Origin of the sequence: Rheinheimera sp., from assembly GCF_037442525.1 — a bacterium.
Taxonomy (GTDB): domain Bacteria; phylum Pseudomonadota; class Gammaproteobacteria; order Enterobacterales; family Alteromonadaceae; genus Pararheinheimera.
Genome location: NZ_JBBIQD010000001.1, coordinates 255,764 through 275,386, shown reverse-complemented (window position 1 = coordinate 275,386; position 19,623 = coordinate 255,764). Strand labels below are relative to the sequence as shown.

Here is a 19,623-nt window from a genome sequence, read left to right as displayed (position 1 = left end):
TTGTCACAACTTGAGTTTACGGATATACGTTAAAAAAGAACTGTCTTCTAACACGCTCTCAGGGTCGGGATCTAAATCACAAAATGGCGAAATCTCTAGTCATAGTCGAATCACCTGCAAAAGCCAAAACGATTAACAAATACCTGGGTAACGACTACGTCGTGAAGTCCAGTGTTGGCCATATTCGCGACCTGCCCACCAGCAGCAGTAAAGAGAAAGGCAAAGACAAGGCGTCTAAGCTGAGTAAAGAGCAAAAAGAATACCAGGCTTTGGTGGACCGGATGGGGGTTGACCCGAAAAACTGGCAGGCCCGCTACGAAATTCTCCCTGGCAAAGAGAAAGTAGTGAAAGAGCTGAAAGCTCTGGCAGAAAAAGCAGACACTGTTTATCTGGCAACGGACTTGGACCGCGAAGGGGAAGCCATTGCCTGGCACTTGCAGGAAATTATTGGTGGTGAACCCGAAAAATTTAAGCGGGTGGTATTTAACGAAATTACCAAAAATGCCATTCAAAATGCGTTTAAAGAACCAGGGCAGGTCAATACCGACAGAGTGAATGCACAGCAGGCCCGGCGTTTCCTCGACCGTGTGGTGGGGTTTATGGTGTCGCCACTGTTGTGGAAAAAGGTGGCCCGTGGTCTGTCGGCAGGTCGGGTTCAGTCGGTGGCTGTGCGTCTGGTGGTGGAACGCGAACGTGAAATCAAAGCTTTTGTGCCGGAAGAATACTGGACTGTCGACGCCGACACCCAAACCGCATTAAAGCAAGCGTTACGACTGGAAGTGACGAAAGAGGCTGGCAAAGCGTTTCGGCCACTGAATCAGGCTCAGGCGGACCTCGCCGTAGCAGCGCTGAGTCAAGCCAGCTTTACCGTACTTGAACGTGAGGACAAAGCGTCCAGCAGCAAAGCCTCGGCGCCTTTTATCACTTCCACCTTGCAGCAGGCCGCCAGTACCCGTCTGGGCTATGGCGTGAAAAAAACCATGATGCTGGCGCAGCGCTTGTACGAAGCGGGCCACATCACTTATATGCGTACTGATTCCACCAATTTAAGTCAGGACGCCGTAGCCGCCTGCCGCGCTTATATCGAACAGAATTTTGGCAAAAAGTACCTGCCGGACCAACCGCTGTCGTATGGCAGCAAAGCCAATGCCCAGGAAGCGCACGAAGCCATTCGTCCTTCTGAAGTGAATGTGCTGGCCTCCAGCCTGGGCGATATGGAGGCGGACGCGCGCAAGTTGTATGAGCTGATTTGGCGTCAGTTTGTCGCTTGTCAGATGCCTGCGGCCTTGTATGACGTGACGACCATTACAGTGCAGGCGGGTGACTTTGAATTAAAAGCCAAGGGCCGGGTGCTGAAATTTGATGGCTGGACCCGGGTGCAGCCAGCACAAAAGCGCAAAGATGAAGAAGAGCTGGAGCTGCCGGATGTCAAACCTGGCCAGAGCCTGAGCTTGCTGCAACTTTACCCCGTTCAGCATTTTACCAAGCCACCGGCACGGTTTAGCGAAGCCAGTCTGGTGAAAGAGCTGGAAAAACGTGGTATTGGCCGTCCTTCGACTTATGCCGCCATTATTTCAACCATTCAGGAACGCGGTTACGTCAAAGTAGAAAACCGCCGTTTCTATGCCGAAAAAATGGGTGAAATTGTCACAGACCGTTTAGTGGAGAATTTCAGTGATCTGATGAATTACGACTTCACTGCCAATATGGAAGTCCGGCTGGATGATATTGCTGAAGGCGGGCTGAAATGGCGTGATGTGCTCGATCAGTTCTACGGTGATTTTTCCGGCAAGCTGAAACAGGCAGAAGCCGATCCTGAACAAGGCGGCATGCGGACCAATCAGTTTGTGTTGACCGATATCGACTGCCCCAGTTGTGGCCGTAAGATGGGGATCCGTACGGCAAGCACAGGGGTGTTTTTGGGCTGCTCTGGCTACAACCTGCCACCGAAAGAGCGTTGTACCACCACCATGAACCTGACGCCAGGCGATGAGGTGGTGCAGGTGGCCGATGACGACGAGCTGGAAACCGAAGTGTTGCGCCATAAAAAGCGTTGCAGCAAGTGCGGTACAGCGATGGATCACTACCTGATTGATGAGCAGCGCAAGCTGTATGTCTGCGGTAATAATCCGGGTTGTGATGGGTATCTGGTGGAAACCGGGGCTTTTAAACTGAAAGGGTATGATGGTCCGAGCATTGAATGCGAAAAATGCGGCAGTCAGATGCAGCTGAAATCGGGCCGGTTTGGCAAGTACTTTGGTTGTACCAACGATGCCTGTAAGAATACCCGTAAGCTGCTGAAAAATGGGGAAGCGGCGCCGCCAAAAGAAGATCCGGTGCATTTACCCGAACTGAAGTGTGAAAAGTCGGATACCTATTTCGTATTGCGGGATGGTGCGGCAGGTTTGTTCCTCGCGGCAGCGACTTTCCCTAAATCAAGAGAAACCCGGGCACCTCTGATTGCTGAACTGGTGCGTTTCAAAGACAGGCTGATGCCGAAGTTCCATTACCTGACCGATGCCCCGGCCCAGGACAGTGCCGGGAATCCGGCGATACTGCGCTGGTCGCGTAAGACGAAACAGCAGTATGTCATGACGGAAAAAGATGGCAAAGCCACTGGCTGGTCGGCCTGGTACCAGGACGGGCGCTGGGTGGTCAGTAAGGAAAAATAGCGGCTGACAGCGCGATAAAAAAAGGCGGTTTACCCGCCTTTTTTATGGTTAAAAACTACCATTTACGCTTGGGAGCAAACAATACATCCAAATCATTGCTCTCCTGTTCAGCACGTTTTTGCCTGTCACGCAAATTACCTTCTTTCAGTTCGGTCGCGATGTCTTCCAGAATCATCGTGACTTCGGATTTGCGGTTGGTGACATAATCGTCGGCATGGGCACAATTACTCAGGGTGGCCAGCGCTTTTTCGTAACATTGACGGGCTGAGCCTAACATAGCACTGGCACGTGCCTGATTACCGCGTTTGATCTGGCTTTCGACATTGATGCGCAGCTGCAGCATCTCCAGACGTCTGTCTTCCTGCACCACACTCTGAGTATCAATATTGCCACGGGCGTGTTCAGCCCTCAGTATGGTGCGCAGCTTTTTAATACCCTGGATCATGCTGATAATTTGTTTATCGTTATCCGGCATGGTCAGGCTTTCGCCACCCATGGTATCGTTGCCGTCGGTCAGACGTTTTTCGGTTTCGCTGATGCGTTGTTTCAGATCTTTCGAGGTAGGTTCCAGTTCCAGCATAGCCCTTAACGTCAACAGAATACGTTTGAGCAGCATGCTGACTATGCCTCGGGTTAACGGCACATTGGCCGCGTTCAGCAGAATATCTTCAGTGTCTTCCAGCGCATTACGCAGCTTGGAAAACTCAGCACGTTTGAGTGCAGCCAGGCGCTCTTTATGCTGCTGAATAGCACTGACGATCACCGCAATGACCACCAGCGTAATGACTAAAACAATAATAATGGCAAACAATATCCCAACTCCATTGTGTCCTGAATACTTCAGGGCTCAATTGTTATCTGCTCAATGTTAAACCCAAGCTATCCAAAATGCTATGACCCCGTCAGGGCAACGACAGACTGAACACAGCGCCACCAAACTGACCGCCATTTTTCAGGCGGATAGCGCCAGTGCGTCCATGATTCCGGTGTGCTTTGGCAATTAACCCTGCAAAAAACAGGCCTAATCCTGTGCGGCCAGAGCTCAGATTCAGTTCTTTCATCAATGTATCGGCTTGTTCGAGCATAAAATCGGGGTAACCCGGGCCATCATCGTGAATTTCTATCAGCAAACCTTTGGCGTCTCGTACGGCTTTGAGCAGTAATTTGCTTTTGGTGTAACGCAAGGCGTTGATAAAGATATCGTTGAGTAAATTGCCGACCAGATCCTGATCGTAATACCCCATCAGTTCAGGGTCGGCCTCCACCTCTACCTGGATTTGTAACTGCGCACTGTAAAGTTCATTGTTCAGCTGAATTTCTTCAAACAAATCCGCGACAGGGTGCTGGTCTATCTGCAGCGGCAACTGCTCTTTCTCCAGCCGGTACAAGGACAACAACTGCAGCAGGTTGATATTAAGCCGGTTCGCCTCATAATGAATACGTGACAATTCTTCGCGGGCCGCAGGCTTTAACTGGCTTTCTTCCTGGCGCAGTGTATCCAGCGATTGGATCAGCAGGCACAACGAGTTTTTCATATCGTGTGCGGCACTGGCCAGTACAGTCGCAAAATCTATATCAGGAGTACCGCCTGTCATACCCAATTCACCTTCGTCTAAAAGCAGATTTTAGTTACTATTCGTTATAGTCCAACATGAAAACGAAATAAGTTGGAATATCTAAACGATAGCGTATAGTGTTCATATCATATGCCAAGAATGGATAGCTGACACATGAAATTACAACAACTTCGTTATATTGTTGAGGTACTTAACCACAACCTGAACGTGTCTGCGACTGCCGAAAGTCTGTATACATCCCAGCCGGGGATCAGTAAGCAAGTTCGTATGCTGGAAGACGAATTGGGTATTCAGGTGTTTGGCCGCTCGGGCAAGCATTTAACCCATGTCACACCAGCAGGGCGGGACGTCATCGATATAGCCCAACAAATTCTGGCCAAGGTTGAAAGCATTAAGGCGGTTGCCAAAGAACATACCTTACCGGATCAGGGCAAGCTGAATATAGCCACTACCCATACGCAGGCCCGTTATGCTTTGCCTCCGGTGATCAGTGGGTTTATGAGGAAATTCCCGAAAGTTTCGTTGCATATGCATCAGGGTACCCCGTCACAAATTGCCGAAGCTGCCTCCCGCGGTGATGCGGATTTTGCCATCGCTACCGAAGCCATGCATTTGTTTAACGACCTGATTATGCTGCCTTGTTATCACTGGAACCGCTCCGTGATCGTGCGTCATGACCACCCTTTAGCGGCGATTAACCGCAAGCTGACGGTAGAAGATGTGGCGGAGCATCCTATAGTCACTTATGTGTTTGGGTTCACTGGCCGCTCTGAGCTTGACCGCGCTTTTGGCGAAAAAGGCCTGGATCCGAAAATTGTGTTTACCGCGACGGACGCCGATGTGATTAAAACCTATGTCCGGTTAGGGCTGGGGGTTGGGGTGATAGCCTCGATGGCGATGGATAAAGACCTGGATAAAGATCTGGTTGCTATTGATGCCAGTCATTTATTTGCCGCATCCACCACCAAAATAGGTTTCCGTAAAGGCTCATTCCTGCGTACTTATATGTACGATTTTATTGAGCGTTTTGCCCCGCATTTAACCCGTGAAGTGGTAGAGCGGGCCAATATGATGCGCAGTCAGGAAGAGATTGACCGGATGTTTTCCCGCTTTGAGTTGCCGGTGAAATAGTTTGGGTGAGCCCAGAAAAGGCGGCCGCCTTTTCTGGGAGGCCAACAAGATTCAGGCTTCGTAAACCAAGGGGTCTTGGACGTGGTTCAATGCGAAGGCTTCCAGTCGTTCCTGACAGGAACCACATTTGCCACAGGCTTTGGCCCGGCCGTTATAGCAGGTCCAGGTTTTGCTGTAATCCAGCCCCATGGCCAGACCATCCCGCAGAATATCGATTTTATTGCCGTTCAGATAGGGGCTGACAATATCCACTGGCTCGTAGTTGGCGATTTGGCAGACCTCATGCATTTTCAGCACAAATTCAGGCCGGCAATCCGGGTAGATAAAATGGTCACCTGAATGGGCGCCGTAATAGACAGCCCGGGCATTCAGCGACACTGCATACCCGACCGCCAGCGACAACAAGATCATATTGCGGTTCGGCACCACAGTGGATTTCATGTTGTCCGCCGCATAATGGCCTTCAGGTACATCGATGTTATCGGTCAGGCTGGACCCTGCCAGCAGCTGATTAATGGCGGAAATATCCACCACTTTATGGGACAGGCCCAGTTCCTGACACACCTGCCGTGCGCAATCCAGTTCCTTGACATGACGTTGTCCATAGTTAAATGACAAGGCATGGACTTCATGACCGTCCGCTATGGCTTTGTGCAACACGGTAAACGAATCCATACCGCCGGAATAGATCACAACAACTTTTTGCGGCATCAGAACAGGGCTCCAGCTATAATAATCAACTTTTTTCGGGCGCGCATTGTACTTGAATCTGCCGCCAAGCTAAAGGAAAACTCCCGCAGGTGTATAAAGTCAACGAAATCTTTCAGACAATTCAGGGTGAAGGCAGCTTTACCGGCACACCCTCTATTTTTGTCCGGTTACAGGGGTGTCCGGTGGGATGTGCCTGGTGTGACACCAAACATACCTGGGCTATTCCGGCTGATTTAGAGCAGAGTCCGGCGCAGATTGTGCAGAAAACCGACGAGTCCGAGCACTGGTGCAGTCTGAGCCCGGAGCAGTTGCTGCTGTTGTTTAGGGAGCAGGGGTATCAGGCCAAACATGTGGTGATCACCGGTGGCGAACCCTGTATCTATGATTTAAACCCCTTATGCGAGTTATTGCATCAACAGGGTTATCAGACGCAAATTGAAACCAGTGGGACTTTTGAGGTGCAGGTGCCGCCTGCCAGTTGGGTCACAGTGTCACCCAAGGTGAATATGAAAGGCGGCTATGAGGTGCTGCAAAGTGCCTTGGTGCGGGCCAATGAAATTAAACATCCGGTGGCGATGGAAAAGCATATTGAAGAGCTGGATGTTTTATTGCAGGGTTTGGACCTGTCTGGCAAGTTGGTGTATTTGCAGCCCATCAGTCAGGGCCGCCGGGCCACTGAACTGGCCATCGCGACCTGCACTGCACGCAACTGGCGCTTGAGTGTACAGGTGCATAAATACCTGGGCATCAGCTGACGGATGGGTCACACTAAGAAAAAAAGCCGCACTGCGGCTTTTTTTCTTCAGCGGGCAGGCCCGATAGGGTCGTCTTTCAGTTTGGGGATCTTTAGCCCCAATTCTTTGCCCCGGTACCGGGCGTAGTAGGTGCAGCCGACAAACATCAGGCAACACAGCAGCAACTCCATCATCGCCAGCCAGAACACCAGACCCGAACTAATCCATAGATGGGTCAGGCTGTGAATGAAGTACCACATTACAATAAAGTTGGCCCAGGCAAAGGTATAGGCCTTGCCTTGCATTATGCCCCAAAGTGGTAGAAACAGCGGGCCCCATAACAGCAGTAGCAGGGTTGCGCTGCTGCCCATTTCTGGCGGAACCAGATACAAGACCCACACTGGCATCAACAGAAAAAGGCCAAAAAAGCCGATACGGCCTAACCAAAGGTAACGGCGGGTGAGGGCAGACATCATAATGCTCATGGCAACTGGGTTCCGGCTTGTTTTAAAATCTGCGCCATTGTAGCCAGGCGTTTCCCCAATGCAACTGCCAATTGGTTGGCTTCTTTGCCAAGCGCCCTGTCACCGCTTAAACCCGTTACCTGGCTGGCACCGTAGGGGCTGCCACCTGCCTGCGTCTGGTGCAGAGCAGGTTCTGAATAGGGTAAGCCAACAGGGAACATGCCGTGGTGTAATAAGGGCAGCATCATACCCAGCAAGGTGGCTTCATTGCCGCCATGTAAACTGCCGGACGAGCTGAACACCGCGGCAGGTTTATTGATCAGGCTGCCTTTGATCCATTCACTGCCTGTGCTATCCCAAAACTGTTTTAACGGCGCGGCCATCAGGCCAAAACGGACCGGGCTGCCAAAGGCAAAACCATCGGCCTGCAGCAATTCATCGGGTTGGAATAATGGATGCACTGTGGACTGACTGCCGTCTGTTGCAGGCAAAGCGCGCAGTAAGGCTTCGGCGCCGGCCTGAGCCACACCTAAAGCTATCTGTTCGGCCAGTTGAGCAACAGAGCCGTGACGGGAGTAGTACAGAACCAGAATTTTGGTCATGGCAACAGCACAAGCAGATTTTCAACCGGTCGGCCAATGACGGCTTTGTCATCACACTGCAGTATCGGTCGTTCGATCAGTTTGGGTGTACTGACCATCACCTCAATCAGTTGTTGTTCGCTGAGATCCGGATTGTCCAGCCCAAGGGCTTTGTATTCGGCCTCTTTGCTGCGCAGCAACTGCCGGGCAGGCATAGCAAGAGCTTTAAGCAAGGCGACAAGCTCGCTGGCGGTTAAGGGATCGTCCAGATAATACCGAACCTGAAACTGCAGTTGCTTTTGCTCCAGTAGCGCCAGTGCCTCGCGGCTTTTCGAGCAGCGATTGTTGTGGTACAGCCTATACATAACTCTTCCTTACAGGCGTTTTAACCGGTTCAATTCGGTTTGCCATTGTTTCTTTTTCGCTTCCAGCCGGCGGTTTTCCAGCTGATTGTCCGGTGCCAGATGATTCAGTGCTTCGTTTAAATCATCGATGGCTTTGGGGTAAATGGCGAGCTGGTAATACATATCAGCGCGGGCTTCGTAATAACGGGCATAATCTTCCATGGCTTTGTAAGTATCGGCAATCATTTCATAGGCCGGGAAAATATCACTGCGGTAATACAGCAGATTCCGTAACAAATGCAGCGCCAGCCGGTAGGACTTGCCCTGAATGGCGGCGTTGGCGTAATTCAGAGTCACCACCTGATTATTGGGTTTGAGTTGGTATTGCTGTTCCAGCATCGTCATGGCCTCATCGTGTTGGCCTTTTGCCAGCAAAATGTCGGTGTACAGGTCGATGTAATACAGATTGTCGGGTTCCTGCTGGCGTAGTTTCAGAATGATCTGTTCGGCCTCTTTGACCTTTTTGCCATCAAAATACGCCAGTGCCAGTCCATACTGGTTGGCTTTGGTATTGCCACCCGGGCTGGATAAACGTTTTAAGAAATTGGTTTCCACATCTTTTGGGTCGTAGTAATAACGCGCCAGTACCCTGGCCTTGGTCAGCGCATAATCCGGGCTGTCCGCGACAAAACGTTTCTGGAATTGTTCGGCTCTCAGGCGGGAGTCGGCCACCCGGGCTTGTGACAGGGGGTGAGTGTACAAAAACGCCAGCTGTGCATTGGCAAAACGGGACCGCTCTGCCAGTTTGTTAAAGAACTCGGGGACAGCGTAAGGGTCATAGCCGCTATCGGCCATCAGTTGAATACCAATACGATCCGCTTCCTGTTCATTGGAACGGGTGAAATTAATGGCACTTTGTTGGGCGGCCCCCTGGGTCGCCATAATACCGGCCATACCGGCTTCCGGATTCACTGTGGCCAGAATAATGGAACCCAATAAACCAGCCAGCGTCAGCGGCGCATTTTGGGAACGGGCCTCGACCGAACGGGCAATATGACGTTGGGTGACGTGTGAAATTTCGTGCGCGATGACCGACGCAAACTCACTTTCGGTATCTGACACGGCCAGAGTACCGGTGTGGGAGACGATATTGCCTCCCAAAGTGGCAAAGGCGTTGATGTTTTTGTCATTCACCCAATAAAAGCGGAATGGGAATTTCACGTCCTGGGCTTTGGCGACCATCTGGTTACCCATGGCATTGAGGTATTCGTCGAGCAATGGGTCATACACCATAGGCAACTGGCTTTTGGTCTGACGCATCATCACGTCGCCCAGTTGTTTTTCGGTGTCCGGGGTCAGGGTGGAAAAAGCATTGCCGCCAATATCCGGCAGGGTGGTGCTGGCCTGCGCTGCCACTGAACTGAATACGCTAAATGCAAGACCGGCCCAAAACGCCGGCGTTTTCAACGAAGATACTGCCAATTGAATCATTTATTTCCTGAACTCTGTCATTCCTGCTTTGATGGCTGCCAATTTCAACTCGTCCGGATCCGCGCTGCCTAATTTACGCTGCTGGATTTCGTAGTACTGAGCAATGGAGGTGCCATCCACTTTCACTACATTCACTACAGTTTTTAAATGCTGGATCAGATCCATCACTGTCTTATGGGCATGGATAATTAAAGCCCGGTCTGCATCGTCACCATACTCAAAGTAATAATCAACAAACTTATGCATCTGATTGATCCGCAATACCATTTTCATGGTATGTGGGTCCCAGATATAAAAATCCAGCAGCTTGTTACCTTTCACATACTGATCGATTTGTGTGTCTTTGGCATAACAACAGGCCTGAAGTTCAAAACCCCGATCAGTAAATACCTGATGCAGGGCAATACGGGGTTTATTTTCACAGTGAATAATGTTGCTGTTGTCGATATAGCCGCCCAAGGCCTGCAGGTTCCAGTTGCGCTTATCGCTGATCCGTTTGATGGCGTTATCAAAACCGTGGGTCAGCACGCCTTCCGATTCGCCGAGCGATTGGGCCACCATATGGTAAAAAGGTGGCAGTTCGCCCCAGTTAATTTGTTTTTTGTACCAGTTAATCTCTTTTAATGTCGGATTGTCGGGTAGATGGGCTCTGGAATGTGATATCGACATAGTGGCGGCTCTAAGGTGCTGGTTTTATCGAATTATAACGAACAAATGGCGGGCGCAAAGCGTTGTTCGACGCGCCATGCAGAGTTTTTTTCATTTTTTTGCTGTGTTGTCACGGCTCAGAACTCCAGACGTAGCGTCGCACTGAACTGGCGTGGCAGTGCCGGTTCGAAAGCGCGGCCATTGGCCTGATTGACCACCACGGCACCAACATACTGATGATTGGTCAGGTTTTCCGCCGCCAGTTCATAACTCAGTTGCTGCCCGTTGACCTTGAGTTCCGATTGCCAGCGCAAATCCAGCCGGCCAAAACCCGGGGCGAAACTTTGGTTTTGGTCTGTGGTCGCCACCTTGCTGCGTAAGGTGGTGCTCAGTGTCAGCTTTTGCGTCGGGTGTTGCCCAGGCAGATAACTCAAGGCCCAATACAGCTGTTGCCGGGCGACCCCTGGAAGCTGCTTTCCATCCAGTTCCCCGCCAGCAAAACGGGCATTTAACAGCGTCAGGCTGAGCTGCTGTTGCCAGTGCCCAGAGGCTTGCCAGAACCAGAGCCATTCCAGGCCTTCACGTGCTGTGCGGCCCGCATTTTTGTAAGTCGTACGCCCGCCGCTGGACTGATCTGTCAGCAGTTCATCGTCTGTGTCGGTGCGAAACAGCACCAGACTGCTGCGCCAGTGTTGATACTGCCATTTATGTCCCAGCTCCAGCGACCTGGACTGGCTTGGTTTCAAGGCCAGATTCAGGCCTGATCCTTCGTTCTGATAGGCCATTTCGGTCAGGGTTGGCGTTTCAAACCCCAAACCAGTGCCGATAAACCAGCTGCGGGCCGCAGCGTAGTGATGGCTCAGACTGAAAGCCGCACTTTGTTCGTTGAACTGGGTACGACCGCTGTCATCAGGGTTTGAGTCTGTGATGTAAAAATCATGGACCCGGACCCGGCTTTGGCTGTGCCTGATACCGCCACTGAGTAACCAATCCGGCTGTAGCTGGTAACTGAACCGGCTGAACCAGTCGAGGCTGCTGAATTGGCCTTGTTCGTCACGTCGTAAATCCGTGGCTTGACCCTGCTGATTTACATAACCACGGCGCTCGTCTGTGCTGTGTTCGTAAGAGGTGCCAAGGCTCAGACTCAGGGCATTGAATTGCCATTGCTGCAGTGCATTCACACCCCAGAAAGGGCGGTTCAGGTCAACAACCCCGCCAGCAGAGGTCGGGCTGCTCCCATCAAACCCCAGATGCTGACTGACCTGACGATGGCCGGTCCAGAGCCCTAACTGCCAGTTTTGTTCCGCCTGTTGCTGGCTTAGGGTCAGGCTGAGCTGCCGCTGGCGGCTGCTTTTTTTGGTATCAAAGCGCTGCGCATTGGCACTGGTCTGGTTGGGGTCCGCCCGCCATTCCGCTTCCGTCAACCCCAAGGGATCCTGTAGCAGGGGGTCGCGAGACCAGTCATAACGCAGCATCAGGTCGGCAAACGCCAGCTGACTGAACCAGAGCCACTGGCCTTGTTGTTTTTCGGCCTCACTCTGTGGCCGCTGGCTGTGCAGCCGCGCTTGCTTCAGGCTGAGTCTGCTGCTGTGCTCTGCCGACTGATGTTCGACAGACAGCATCTGCTGACTGAGAAAACGGCCTTGAGCAAAGTGTACTGATGCATTCTGCCCGGCAGGTTTGCGGCTATACAAGGACACCACAGCGCCGGCAGCATTGCCGTACAGTGCTGCCATCGGGCCTGTGAGCACTTCGACTTGGTCTATCTGATCCAGCAGCACTGAACTTAACTGGCCCTGGCCGTCCGGCGCCGACAGCGGGATACCATCCTGCATCAGTCGTAAACCGCGGATACCAAAGGCACTGCGGCTGCCAAAGCCCCGGCTCGACAGGCGGGAGTCCTGCGCATAATTGGCTCGGCTGTCGGCCTGAAAGCCAGCAACCCCACTGAACAGACTGGCAGCGTCATACCAGGCCCGGGTCGGCTCGGGTTGCAGCTGCTGGGCATTGGATGGATCGGATAACCAGAGTAGCGGCTGGCTCTGGCTGGTGACGCGAATACGTTCAACCGCCAGATCCTGCGCTACTCCCTGAGGCGCAGACAAGGCCTGCAGGGCGCAGGCCAGGTAGAGTGTACGCATCAGTTGGCAGGGCTTAACTTCAGGATTTTGCCATTGTCTTCGTCGGTCAGCAGATACACGGCCCCGTCAGGGCCGACCTGCACATCGCGAACACGTGAACCAATACGGATACGTTCTTCATGGCTGACTTTGTCCGCAGTCAGTTCCAGCCGGACCAACTGGCCAAACTTCAGGGAGCCCACCAGCAGGTTATTCTGCCAGCCGGCAATCGCGCTTTGGCTGTAGAAACTCATGCCGCTTGGCGCAATAGACGGCACCCAATAATGCAATGGCTGTTCAAGGCCGCTTTTGCGTTTTTGACCAATGACACCACCGCCGTATTCTTCACCGTACGTAATCAGCGGCCAGCCATAATTTTTGCCCGCCTGCGCTATGTTAATTTCGTCACCGCCCTGAGGCCCGTGTTCATGAGTCCAGATGGCGCCCGTTTGCGGATGAACCGCTGCGCCCTGTAAATTGCGGTGACCGTAAGACCAGATCTCCGCTTTGGCATCGGCTCGGCCGACAAAAGGATTGTCTTTGGGCGCCGACCCGTCGGTGTTAACCCGAATCACTTTGCCAAAGTGGCCGTCCAGTTTTTGCGCGTCTTCGCGGCGGGAGCCACGATCACCTGTGGTAATAAAGAGTTCACCCTGGGGGCTGAACACCAGGCGGCCCCCGTAATGGTACTGGCTGTTGATGGCTTCAGCCTGGCGAAAGATCACCTGCACCTCGGTCAGCGACGTGCCACTTAACCTGGCTTTTGCCACTGAGGTGCGGCTGTTGTCCGCCTCCACCGGCTCGCTGAAGCTGAAATAAATCAGCTGGTTTTTGGCAAAATCCGGGTCCAGCGCCAGCCCCAATAAGCCGCCCTGGCCAGCCGCTTTGACGGCAGGCACTCCGGCCAGAGGCGCAGATTTTTCACCTGTGCCTGTGACGATACGTAAGGTGCCGGAGCGTTCTGAGACCAGCATGCGGCCATCCGGCAAAAAAGCCAAAGACCAGGGATGATCAAAACCCTGACTGAGTTCAGTCAGTTCCAGTGTGGCTTTTTCTGTCACCAATGGGGCTGCTTGTGCGGCGCCGCTCAAAACGAACAGACTCAATGCAATAGAATTTAAGGTGGATTTCATCGGACGCTTCCTTTAACGGATCATTTCACCAGCATAATAACGACAGCGGGCCCTGTAGTCCCTGATGCGATTAACAGCGGCCCGCCTGGGACAGTTAACGCTGTCGCAGATGGTCCAGTACCACCTGGTGATGATTGCTGGTTTTAAACTGCTCAAAGACATGGCTGATTCGGCCGTCCTGCTCAATTAAAAAACTGATGCGGTGCAGGCCATCATACACTTTGCCCATAAATTTCTTCGGGCCCCAGACACCAAAAGCTTGCGCTACCTGATGGTCTTCATCGCCCAGCAACAGGAAGTTCAACTGTTCTTTTTCGGCAAATTTAGCCAGCCGAGCCGGTGCGTCAATACTGACACCAACCACTTGCACCCCTAAAGCTGACAGCTCGGCCTGGCTGTCACGCAGTCCACAGGCTTGCACAGTGCAACCAGGTGTCATGGCCTTGGGGTAGAAATACAGCAACACCCGGCTCTGAGTCAGTAAAGTATGCAACGAACGAAGTTGTCCCTGCGCGTCCGGTAAGGAAAAATCCGGCGCCGCTTGGTTAACGGATAAAGGCATATCATTCTCCCTAAATAAGGGCCTCAAAACGGCCTGTCAGTTGTAACTGATCCAGCAAAGTCATTAATTGCTGGCGTAGTAATTCAGGTTCGGCGCCCTCCGGCAGCTCGACCGTCATTTCACACAGATGCAGGGCCTGGTCCGTTGAGGTGTCTGTCTGAGTACGCAGCGCGCCAATATACACCTGATGATGCGCCAACAGACTGGAGATAGCACCCAAAGTACCGACTTTGTCCGGCCCCTTGTATTCGAGCACATAGTGGGCGGACACGGGTTGCATTCTGTGACCTGAAGTACGTTTGGTCATGGTCAGCAGATCAAGTTCCAGACCCAGGCCGGGTAATAAATGTTCAATCCGGCTGATGGCGATTAAATCGCCGGACAGCAGCATAATAAAAGTGAATTCATTGCCCAGAATAGCCATGCGGCTGTCGACTATGTTGCAATTGCAGTCAGTGACCAGTCGGGCCAGTTTGCTGACAATTCCAGTGCGGTCCGCGCCTATGGCGGTCACGACCAAATGTTGAGGCATAAGGTATTCTTTCCAGGTCAAAAAATGGCGCAAGTGTAGCACAGTGCGGCTATTTTTCACTGCTTTCGGCTTGTGCTTGTGTGACGTCGTCATTACCATAGGCAGCCTGAAAATTTTGGAGCCTTTTTATGTTAAGCGGAAGTATTGTTGCCCTGATCACTCCCATGCACTCTGATGGTTCGGTCGATTTTGCCAGCCTCAAACGCCTGGTGGAGTTTCATCTGGCCAATCAAACTTCCGGTTTGGTCATTATGGGCACCACGGCGGAGTCGGTCACGCTGAGTTTTGAGGAGCAGTGGCAGGTTCTGACCGCTGTATTGGAGCAGGTGGCTGGCCGTATTCCGGTCATTGCCGGCAATGGCTCCAACTCAACGGCAGAGGCGGTGGCCAAAACCAAAAAACTGTCTGAACTGCCTGTTGCCGGTTTTCTGACGGTGACGCCTTATTACAACAAACCCACCCAAAAAGGCATGCTGGCGCACTTCAGGGCTGTGGCTGGCGCCACAGACAAAGCGGTGTGGCTGTACAATGTACCGGGCCGCACCGGTGTTGATTTGCAGCCAGAAACTGTGGCTGAATTAGCCCAGGTGCCCAACATTGTCGGTATTAAAGAAGCGACAGGCTCCTTTGAAAGGCTTGCACAACTGAAAGCCTTGTGCCCGGCAGATTTTGTGTTGTTGTCTGGCGACGACGCGACCTGCTGCGATTTTATGCTGCAAGGCGGCAAAGGGGTTATTTCGGTCACGTCTAACATTGCTCCAGCACTGATGGCACAAATGTGCGCGCAGGCGCTGGCTGGTGAGGCGGAAGCTGCGCATACGACCGATCAGAAACTGCAGGCGCTGCACCGCGATTTATTTATTGAATCCAACCCTATTCCGGCCAAATGGGCCTTATTGAAAATGGGCCTGATTGCCGACGATATGGCCAGATTACCCTTAACCCGGTTGGAACCAATTTACCACAGCGTAATCGAACAAGCGCTGAAACAAGCACAGATCACAATCCAGGAGTAATAAGAGTGCAGTATGGGATCCCGGCAAGTCTGCTTGCCTCATTGCTGTTGACAGGCTGTTCGCTGATGCCGGACTGGTCAGCACAAAACACAACAGCCTCTCAGGCTCAGGCCGTCAGCGATTTAAAAGTACCAGATGGCTTAAGTCCAGCGAAAAAGCCGTCGCAGTACGACATTCCGCCCGCGCCGAATGCACCAGTGTCTGAAGCTGAACTGAAATCACCTATGCAGGTGCTGGCGCTGGCCACCAACAGCCGGGTGGAAGAAGAAGAAAAAGAAGCCAGGGTCTGGTTTGAACGTTCCGAATTTACCGGTGAATTGTTGCCTTACCTGCAGCAGAGCATTCGCACTTTTGGTGCTGAAAAGAACATCGAAATCACACAAAAAGATGACCAGGGGCTGGTGTTTGAAACTGGCTGGGTCACCCGCACTGAAGAAGAAGGCTGGTGGTGGTGGAAGCAGATGGTGGACAAGGAGCAAAGCCGTTTCCTGTTAATCCTCGATCCGAAAAGCCATGGCCGCAGTATTGGAGTGCGCAGCCAGTTGCTGGAACACCGTTACCTGAATGACGAGTCCCGCCAGTTGACCCCCATTGCGCAAAAACGCGAAGAAGTCTATTTCCTGAACCGTTACATTGACCAGGTAGCCACCATTGAACTGGAACAGATCAAACGGAAAAAAGCCCAACTGGTCAAAGTGAATCTGACCACAGGCTTTGACGCTGAGGGGAACGCCGTAATGCTGACCTCGCAGAATTTGGATCAGACCTGGTTACAGCTGGAAGTGCTGTTTGAACAGAATGGCTTTACCGTTACAGACCTGAACCGTACCAGTTACACCTACTACCTGAGCTACAAACAGCCAGAAACAGGGTTCTGGGACAGCTTGTGGGGTGCAGAAGAGGCCACGCAACTGCCGCTGTCAGAAGGGGATTATCAACTGGTGCTGAAAAAGCATGAACTGGGTACATCGCTCAGCTGGCGTGACAGCGAAGGCAAGGTGCTGAGCGCCGAGTTGGTGAATAGCTTGCATCAGGCCTTATTGCCGATGATCCAAAAAGCCGGACTGGAGCTGTAAAAAGCCACAGGCCCTGCAGAAAAAGTGATTTGCGAACAGGCGAAAGGTTATTATACTTGCGCCTGTTTTTTTTAGCCCTGCCGCCGGAGTTTAAAATGGTCGAGAAGACAACTGAGTTGTACCGTGGTAAAGCCAAAACTGTGTATGCCACCAGCAACCCTGATTTATTGGTTCTGCATTTTCGCAACGATACATCAGCTTTCGATGGTCAGCGTATTGAGCAGTTAGACCGCAAAGGCATGGTCAATAACAAGTTCAACTTCTTTATCATGCAAAAACTGGAAGAAGCCGGCATTCCGACTCAGGCGGTTGAGCTGTTGTCGGACACTGAAGTACTGGTGAAACGCCTGACCATGATCCCGGTGGAATGCGTGGTCCGTAATGTGGCCAGTGGTTCGCTGGTACGCCGTTTAGGTGTACAGGATGGTCTGGAGCTGAACCCGCCGACTTTCGAAATGTTCCTGAAGAATGATGCACTGCATGACCCTATGGTCAATGAATACCATGTGCGTTCTTTTGGTTGGGCCACTGAAGAACAGCTGGCCCGGATGAAAGAGCTGACCTTTCAGGTCAATGCGGTACTGAGCAAATTGTTTGATGACGCCGGTATGATCCTGGTGGACTTCAAACTGGAATTTGGCGTCTTTAACGGTGAAATTGTACTGGGCGACGAATTCTCACCGGACGGCTGCCGTCTGTGGGATAAAGCGACCCGCAACAAGCTGGATAAGGACCGTTTCCGCCAAGGCCTCGGGGGGGTGGTGGAAGCTTACGAAGAAGTGGCGAATCGCCTCGGTGTGAAACTGGATTAAACTGGTTTAAGGCGACAAAACCACCTGCGGGTGGTTTTGTTTTTCCATGCAGCAAACGGATTGAGGACAAGCATGCGTTCGATTTTGACCATTCTGTTGACCGGTATTCTGACTTTTGCATTGCAGGCCAAAGAAGTCACCGGACTGTACGAAGCTCAGGTTCCTGCCACTGTCAGCCAGAACCAGTGGCAACAGTTGGCGCTGCAGCAAGTGCTGGTAAAAGTCAGCGCCAATCCGGCGGTGCTGGAGCAGGAGGCCGTCAAAGCCGAACTCAGCAATGCTGCCAATTACCTGAAAAAATTTGAACCTGTGGCTGGCCCTGAGCCTTTGTTAAAGGTGACTCTGGACGAACAAAAAGTTCAGCAGTTTTTAACCACACTGCAACTGCCGGTGTGGGGCAGTCGTCGGCCGGCCATTTTGTTCTGGTTGGTTGAACAGGGAGATGACAGCCGTCAGTTTATTCAGGGGGCTGAACATCCGGTGCTGCAATTATTACAGCAACAGGCGACAGAACGGGCTTTGCCCTGGTTGCTGCCTTCTGCCGCTGCTGAGTTTTCTGCGCCATTAAGTCAGGACGATGTTTGGGCAGGTAACTGGTTGCAGATAGAGCAGGCCAGTCTGAATTTTCAGGCTGACCAGACCATGATTTTATTGTTTGACCGCCCGGCGGAGCTGGCAGGGCAAGTACGGTTGACCTGGCAGGGTTTTGAACAGGGACAACAGGTCAGCCAGCAGATCCTTGCCGCCGATCCGGTGCAGGCAACCCGTCAGTTTATAGAACAGCTTGTCAGCAGTCTGGCAGCGCAGTATGCGGTGCGTTTAGGGGCAACGGCGACAGAAGTGGAACTGCAGGTGCAGGGAGTGACCAACTTTGTGCAGATGGTGCAGGTGCAAAAACTCTTGAGTGGCATGTTGTCGGTGCAGCGGGTGCAGGTGCAGGAACGTCAGGCAGATGTCTTGTCATTAAAGCTGCAGCTGGCGTCCGATGCGCAGACCTTTTTAAATGCGCTGTTACTGGATAAGCGCTTCCAGCCGCTGCAGGACGAAGGCTTGGATGCTGTGCCATCCACCCCGGCAGACTCGCAGGTCAGTGCAGACAGCGCCGACCAGTTGTTTGCTGAACTGGAGGCTGAAATGGCCGCAGAGCAACAGCAGTCTGCTGCCATCCCCGCCGTCATGGCCAGCGGACCCTTACGTTTCCGGTTTGTGCCGCAGTGATGATACCGGTGCAGTACACTCTGGCGGTCACTTTGCCAGAGGATGAAACTCTCGACAGCTTCTACGGGGCTGAACAAAGCCCCGCGGTGGCGGCTATCAAGGCCGTACTGGCAGGAAAAGCGCCACGTCATCCGCTTTACCTTTTTGGTGCCAGCGGCAGTGGTAAGTCACATTTGCTGTACGCTTCTTGTGTCAAAGCGCAGGAGCTGGGCCTGACCAGCCAGTTATTGTCATTGGATGACTACAAAGCCTGGAGCCCCCGAATTCTGGACGGTCTGGAAGAGTTAGATCTGGTCTGTCTGGACAATATTCAGGCCATTGATACCGATTTAACCTGGCAGGTGGCGGTGTTTGATTTGTATAACCGCATGCTGGAACAAGGCAAAGTGTTGATCATTGTGGCCGATGCGGCGCCGACTGAATTGGGGTTGAAGCTGCCTGATCTGGTCTCCAGGCTGCAGGCCTGCACCAGTTTTCAGCTGCGTTTGCTGATGGACGATGACAAACAAAAGTTGCTGCAGCAAAAAGCCCATTTGCGCGGCATGGAACTGCCGGATGAAGTCGCGCGTTATTTACTGAACCGCCAGCAACGGGATATCCGCGATCTGGTGCGTATCCTGGACTTGCTGGACAAAGCCTCCATTGTGCATCAGCGCCGCCTGACCATTCCTTTTGTCAAAGAAATTCTGACCGACCCCTTGCCCATAGCGGCAAATGCTTAAAAAATCACAGTTTTGGCTTAGAAGCGCCAGAAAATCTGGTGTATTATAAGCGCCTTTTTTACAGCAATGATTCACCTCA

At 52.3% G+C, this 19,623-nt stretch carries 20 protein-coding genes; 8 read left to right on the top strand and 12 right to left on the bottom strand.

The features are described 5' to 3' along the window. Positions 1–83: 83 nt before the first annotated feature. Positions 84–2,672, top strand: coding sequence for a type I DNA topoisomerase (gene topA / locus WKJ03_RS01210; RefSeq protein ID WP_337840329.1), 2,589 nt, complete (start codon positions 84–86; stop codon positions 2,670–2,672). A gap of 55 nt (positions 2,673–2,727) precedes the next feature. Here the strand turns inward: topA and WKJ03_RS01205 are convergent, their stop codons facing one another. Both WKJ03_RS01205 and WKJ03_RS01200 read right to left on the bottom strand, forming a co-directional pair. Continuing rightward, the gene (locus WKJ03_RS01205; protein ID WP_337840328.1) at positions 2,728–3,483 is read right to left on the bottom strand and encodes a hypothetical protein; all 756 of its coding nucleotides are present in this window, start codon (positions 3,481–3,483) and stop codon (positions 2,728–2,730) included. Between the two features lie 91 nt (positions 3,484–3,574). Then, on the bottom strand, positions 3,575–4,267 hold the full coding sequence (locus WKJ03_RS01200; protein ID WP_337840327.1) for a HAMP domain-containing sensor histidine kinase: 693 nt from the start codon (positions 4,265–4,267) through the stop codon (positions 3,575–3,577). Between the two features lie 135 nt (positions 4,268–4,402). On the opposite strand from WKJ03_RS01200, the gene cysB reads away from it, so the two are divergent. Further along, a complete protein-coding gene (gene cysB, locus WKJ03_RS01195) occupies positions 4,403–5,380 on the top strand; it encodes an HTH-type transcriptional regulator CysB (RefSeq protein ID WP_337840326.1) in 978 nt (325 codons plus the stop codon). A gap of 51 nt (positions 5,381–5,431) precedes the next feature. Here cysB and queC read toward each other — a convergent pair whose 3' ends face one another. Then, positions 5,432–6,091: a 7-cyano-7-deazaguanine synthase QueC gene (queC, locus tag WKJ03_RS01190; RefSeq protein ID WP_337840325.1), complete on the bottom strand. Its 660-nt coding sequence runs from the start codon at positions 6,089–6,091 to the stop codon at positions 5,432–5,434. An 89-nt stretch (positions 6,092–6,180) separates the two neighbouring features. Between queC and queE the strand changes: the two genes are divergently transcribed. Further along, positions 6,181–6,846 carry a 7-carboxy-7-deazaguanine synthase QueE gene (queE, locus tag WKJ03_RS01185; RefSeq protein ID WP_337840324.1) on the top strand — a complete coding sequence of 222 codons (666 nt, stop codon included), beginning with the start codon at positions 6,181–6,183 and terminating at the stop codon, positions 6,844–6,846. A gap of 47 nt (positions 6,847–6,893) precedes the next feature. Here queE and WKJ03_RS01180 read toward each other — a convergent pair whose 3' ends face one another. The 9 genes from WKJ03_RS01180 to WKJ03_RS01140 form a co-directional block, all read right to left on the bottom strand. Beyond that, the gene (locus WKJ03_RS01180; protein ID WP_337840323.1) at positions 6,894–7,298 is read right to left on the bottom strand and encodes a DUF2069 domain-containing protein; all 405 of its coding nucleotides are present in this window, start codon (positions 7,296–7,298) and stop codon (positions 6,894–6,896) included. An 8-nt stretch (positions 7,299–7,306) separates the two neighbouring features. Further along, complete coding sequence (wrbA, locus tag WKJ03_RS01175) at positions 7,307–7,891, bottom strand: NAD(P)H:quinone oxidoreductase (RefSeq protein ID WP_337840322.1); 585 nt, start codon at positions 7,889–7,891, stop codon at positions 7,307–7,309. Further along, the gene (arsC, locus tag WKJ03_RS01170) at positions 7,888–8,235 is read right to left on the bottom strand and encodes an arsenate reductase (glutaredoxin) (RefSeq protein WP_337840321.1); all 348 of its coding nucleotides are present in this window, start codon (positions 8,233–8,235) and stop codon (positions 7,888–7,890) included. Before arsC ends, wrbA begins: the two co-directional genes overlap by 4 nt. A gap of 9 nt (positions 8,236–8,244) precedes the next feature. Then, a complete protein-coding gene (locus tag WKJ03_RS01165) occupies positions 8,245–9,705 on the bottom strand; it encodes a M48 family metalloprotease (RefSeq protein WP_337840320.1) in 1,461 nt (486 codons plus the stop codon). Further along, a complete protein-coding gene (locus WKJ03_RS01160; RefSeq protein ID WP_337840319.1) occupies positions 9,706–10,374 on the bottom strand; it encodes a hypothetical protein in 669 nt (222 codons plus the stop codon). It abuts the gene before it with no gap. Between the two features lie 116 nt (positions 10,375–10,490). Next, positions 10,491–12,494: a TonB-dependent receptor gene (locus WKJ03_RS01155; protein ID WP_337840318.1), complete on the bottom strand. Its 2,004-nt coding sequence runs from the start codon at positions 12,492–12,494 to the stop codon at positions 10,491–10,493. After that, positions 12,494–13,606, bottom strand: coding sequence for a PQQ-dependent sugar dehydrogenase (locus tag WKJ03_RS01150; protein WP_337840317.1), 1,113 nt, complete (start codon positions 13,604–13,606; stop codon positions 12,494–12,496). The genes WKJ03_RS01155 and WKJ03_RS01150 overlap by 1 nt, the downstream gene beginning before the upstream one ends. 94 nt (positions 13,607–13,700) lie before the next feature. Next, the gene (gene bcp, locus WKJ03_RS01145; RefSeq protein WP_337840316.1) at positions 13,701–14,168 is read right to left on the bottom strand and encodes a thioredoxin-dependent thiol peroxidase; all 468 of its coding nucleotides are present in this window, start codon (positions 14,166–14,168) and stop codon (positions 13,701–13,703) included. 10 nt (positions 14,169–14,178) lie between these two features. Then, positions 14,179–14,700 (bottom strand): ACT domain-containing protein, encoded by a 522-nt coding sequence (locus tag WKJ03_RS01140; RefSeq protein ID WP_337840315.1) that lies wholly within the window; start codon positions 14,698–14,700, stop codon positions 14,179–14,181. Positions 14,701–14,828: 128 nt separating this feature from the next. Between WKJ03_RS01140 and dapA the strand changes: the two genes are divergently transcribed. The 5 genes from dapA to hda all read left to right on the top strand — a co-directional run bounded on the left by dapA (position 14,829) and on the right by hda (position 19,544). Then, positions 14,829–15,716 carry a 4-hydroxy-tetrahydrodipicolinate synthase gene (gene dapA / locus WKJ03_RS01135; RefSeq protein ID WP_337840314.1) on the top strand — a complete coding sequence of 296 codons (888 nt, stop codon included), beginning with the start codon at positions 14,829–14,831 and terminating at the stop codon, positions 15,714–15,716. A gap of 5 nt (positions 15,717–15,721) precedes the next feature. Further along, positions 15,722–16,792, top strand: coding sequence for an outer membrane protein assembly factor BamC (gene bamC / locus WKJ03_RS01130; RefSeq protein WP_337840313.1), 1,071 nt, complete (start codon positions 15,722–15,724; stop codon positions 16,790–16,792). 95 nt (positions 16,793–16,887) lie between these two features. Beyond that, positions 16,888–17,604 (top strand): phosphoribosylaminoimidazolesuccinocarboxamide synthase, encoded by a 717-nt coding sequence (gene purC / locus WKJ03_RS01125; RefSeq protein WP_337840312.1) that lies wholly within the window; start codon positions 16,888–16,890, stop codon positions 17,602–17,604. Positions 17,605–17,676: 72 nt separating this feature from the next. Then, on the top strand, positions 17,677–18,822 hold the full coding sequence (locus tag WKJ03_RS01120) for a DUF2066 domain-containing protein (RefSeq protein WP_337840311.1): 1,146 nt from the start codon (positions 17,677–17,679) through the stop codon (positions 18,820–18,822). Then, positions 18,822–19,544 carry a DnaA regulatory inactivator Hda gene (hda, locus tag WKJ03_RS01115; protein ID WP_337840892.1) on the top strand — a complete coding sequence of 241 codons (723 nt, stop codon included), beginning with the start codon at positions 18,822–18,824 and terminating at the stop codon, positions 19,542–19,544. Before WKJ03_RS01120 ends, hda begins: the two co-directional genes overlap by 1 nt. Positions 19,545–19,623: the final 79 nt, after the last annotated feature.

Coding starts and splice junctions, on each gene's coding strand:
- topA (WP_337840329.1), top strand. CDS start 84: ATGGCGAAATCTCTAGTCATAGTCGAATCACCTGCAAAAGCCAAAACG.
- WKJ03_RS01200 (WP_337840327.1), bottom strand. CDS start 4,267: ATGACAGGCGGTACTCCTGATATAGATTTTGCGACTGTACTGGCCAGT.
- cysB (WP_337840326.1), top strand. CDS start 4,403: ATGAAATTACAACAACTTCGTTATATTGTTGAGGTACTTAACCACAAC.
- queC (WP_337840325.1), bottom strand. CDS start 6,091: ATGCCGCAAAAAGTTGTTGTGATCTATTCCGGCGGTATGGATTCGTTT.
- WKJ03_RS01180 (WP_337840323.1), bottom strand. CDS start 7,298: ATGTCTGCCCTCACCCGCCGTTACCTTTGGTTAGGCCGTATCGGCTTT.
- wrbA (WP_337840322.1), bottom strand. CDS start 7,891: ATGACCAAAATTCTGGTTCTGTACTACTCCCGTCACGGCTCTGTTGCT.
- arsC (WP_337840321.1), bottom strand. CDS start 8,235: ATGTATAGGCTGTACCACAACAATCGCTGCTCGAAAAGCCGCGAGGCA.
- WKJ03_RS01165 (WP_337840320.1), bottom strand. CDS start 9,705: ATGATTCAATTGGCAGTATCTTCGTTGAAAACGCCGGCGTTTTGGGCC.
- WKJ03_RS01160 (WP_337840319.1), bottom strand. CDS start 10,374: ATGTCGATATCACATTCCAGAGCCCATCTACCCGACAATCCGACATTA.
- WKJ03_RS01155 (WP_337840318.1), bottom strand. CDS start 12,494: ATGCGTACACTCTACCTGGCCTGCGCCCTGCAGGCCTTGTCTGCGCCT.
- WKJ03_RS01150 (WP_337840317.1), bottom strand. CDS start 13,606: ATGAAATCCACCTTAAATTCTATTGCATTGAGTCTGTTCGTTTTGAGC.
- bcp (WP_337840316.1), bottom strand. CDS start 14,168: ATGCCTTTATCCGTTAACCAAGCGGCGCCGGATTTTTCCTTACCGGAC.
- WKJ03_RS01140 (WP_337840315.1), bottom strand. CDS start 14,700: ATGCCTCAACATTTGGTCGTGACCGCCATAGGCGCGGACCGCACTGGA.
- dapA (WP_337840314.1), top strand. CDS start 14,829: ATGTTAAGCGGAAGTATTGTTGCCCTGATCACTCCCATGCACTCTGAT.
- purC (WP_337840312.1), top strand. CDS start 16,888: ATGGTCGAGAAGACAACTGAGTTGTACCGTGGTAAAGCCAAAACTGTG.
- WKJ03_RS01120 (WP_337840311.1), top strand. CDS start 17,677: ATGCGTTCGATTTTGACCATTCTGTTGACCGGTATTCTGACTTTTGCA.
- hda (WP_337840892.1), top strand. CDS start 18,822: ATGATACCGGTGCAGTACACTCTGGCGGTCACTTTGCCAGAGGATGAA.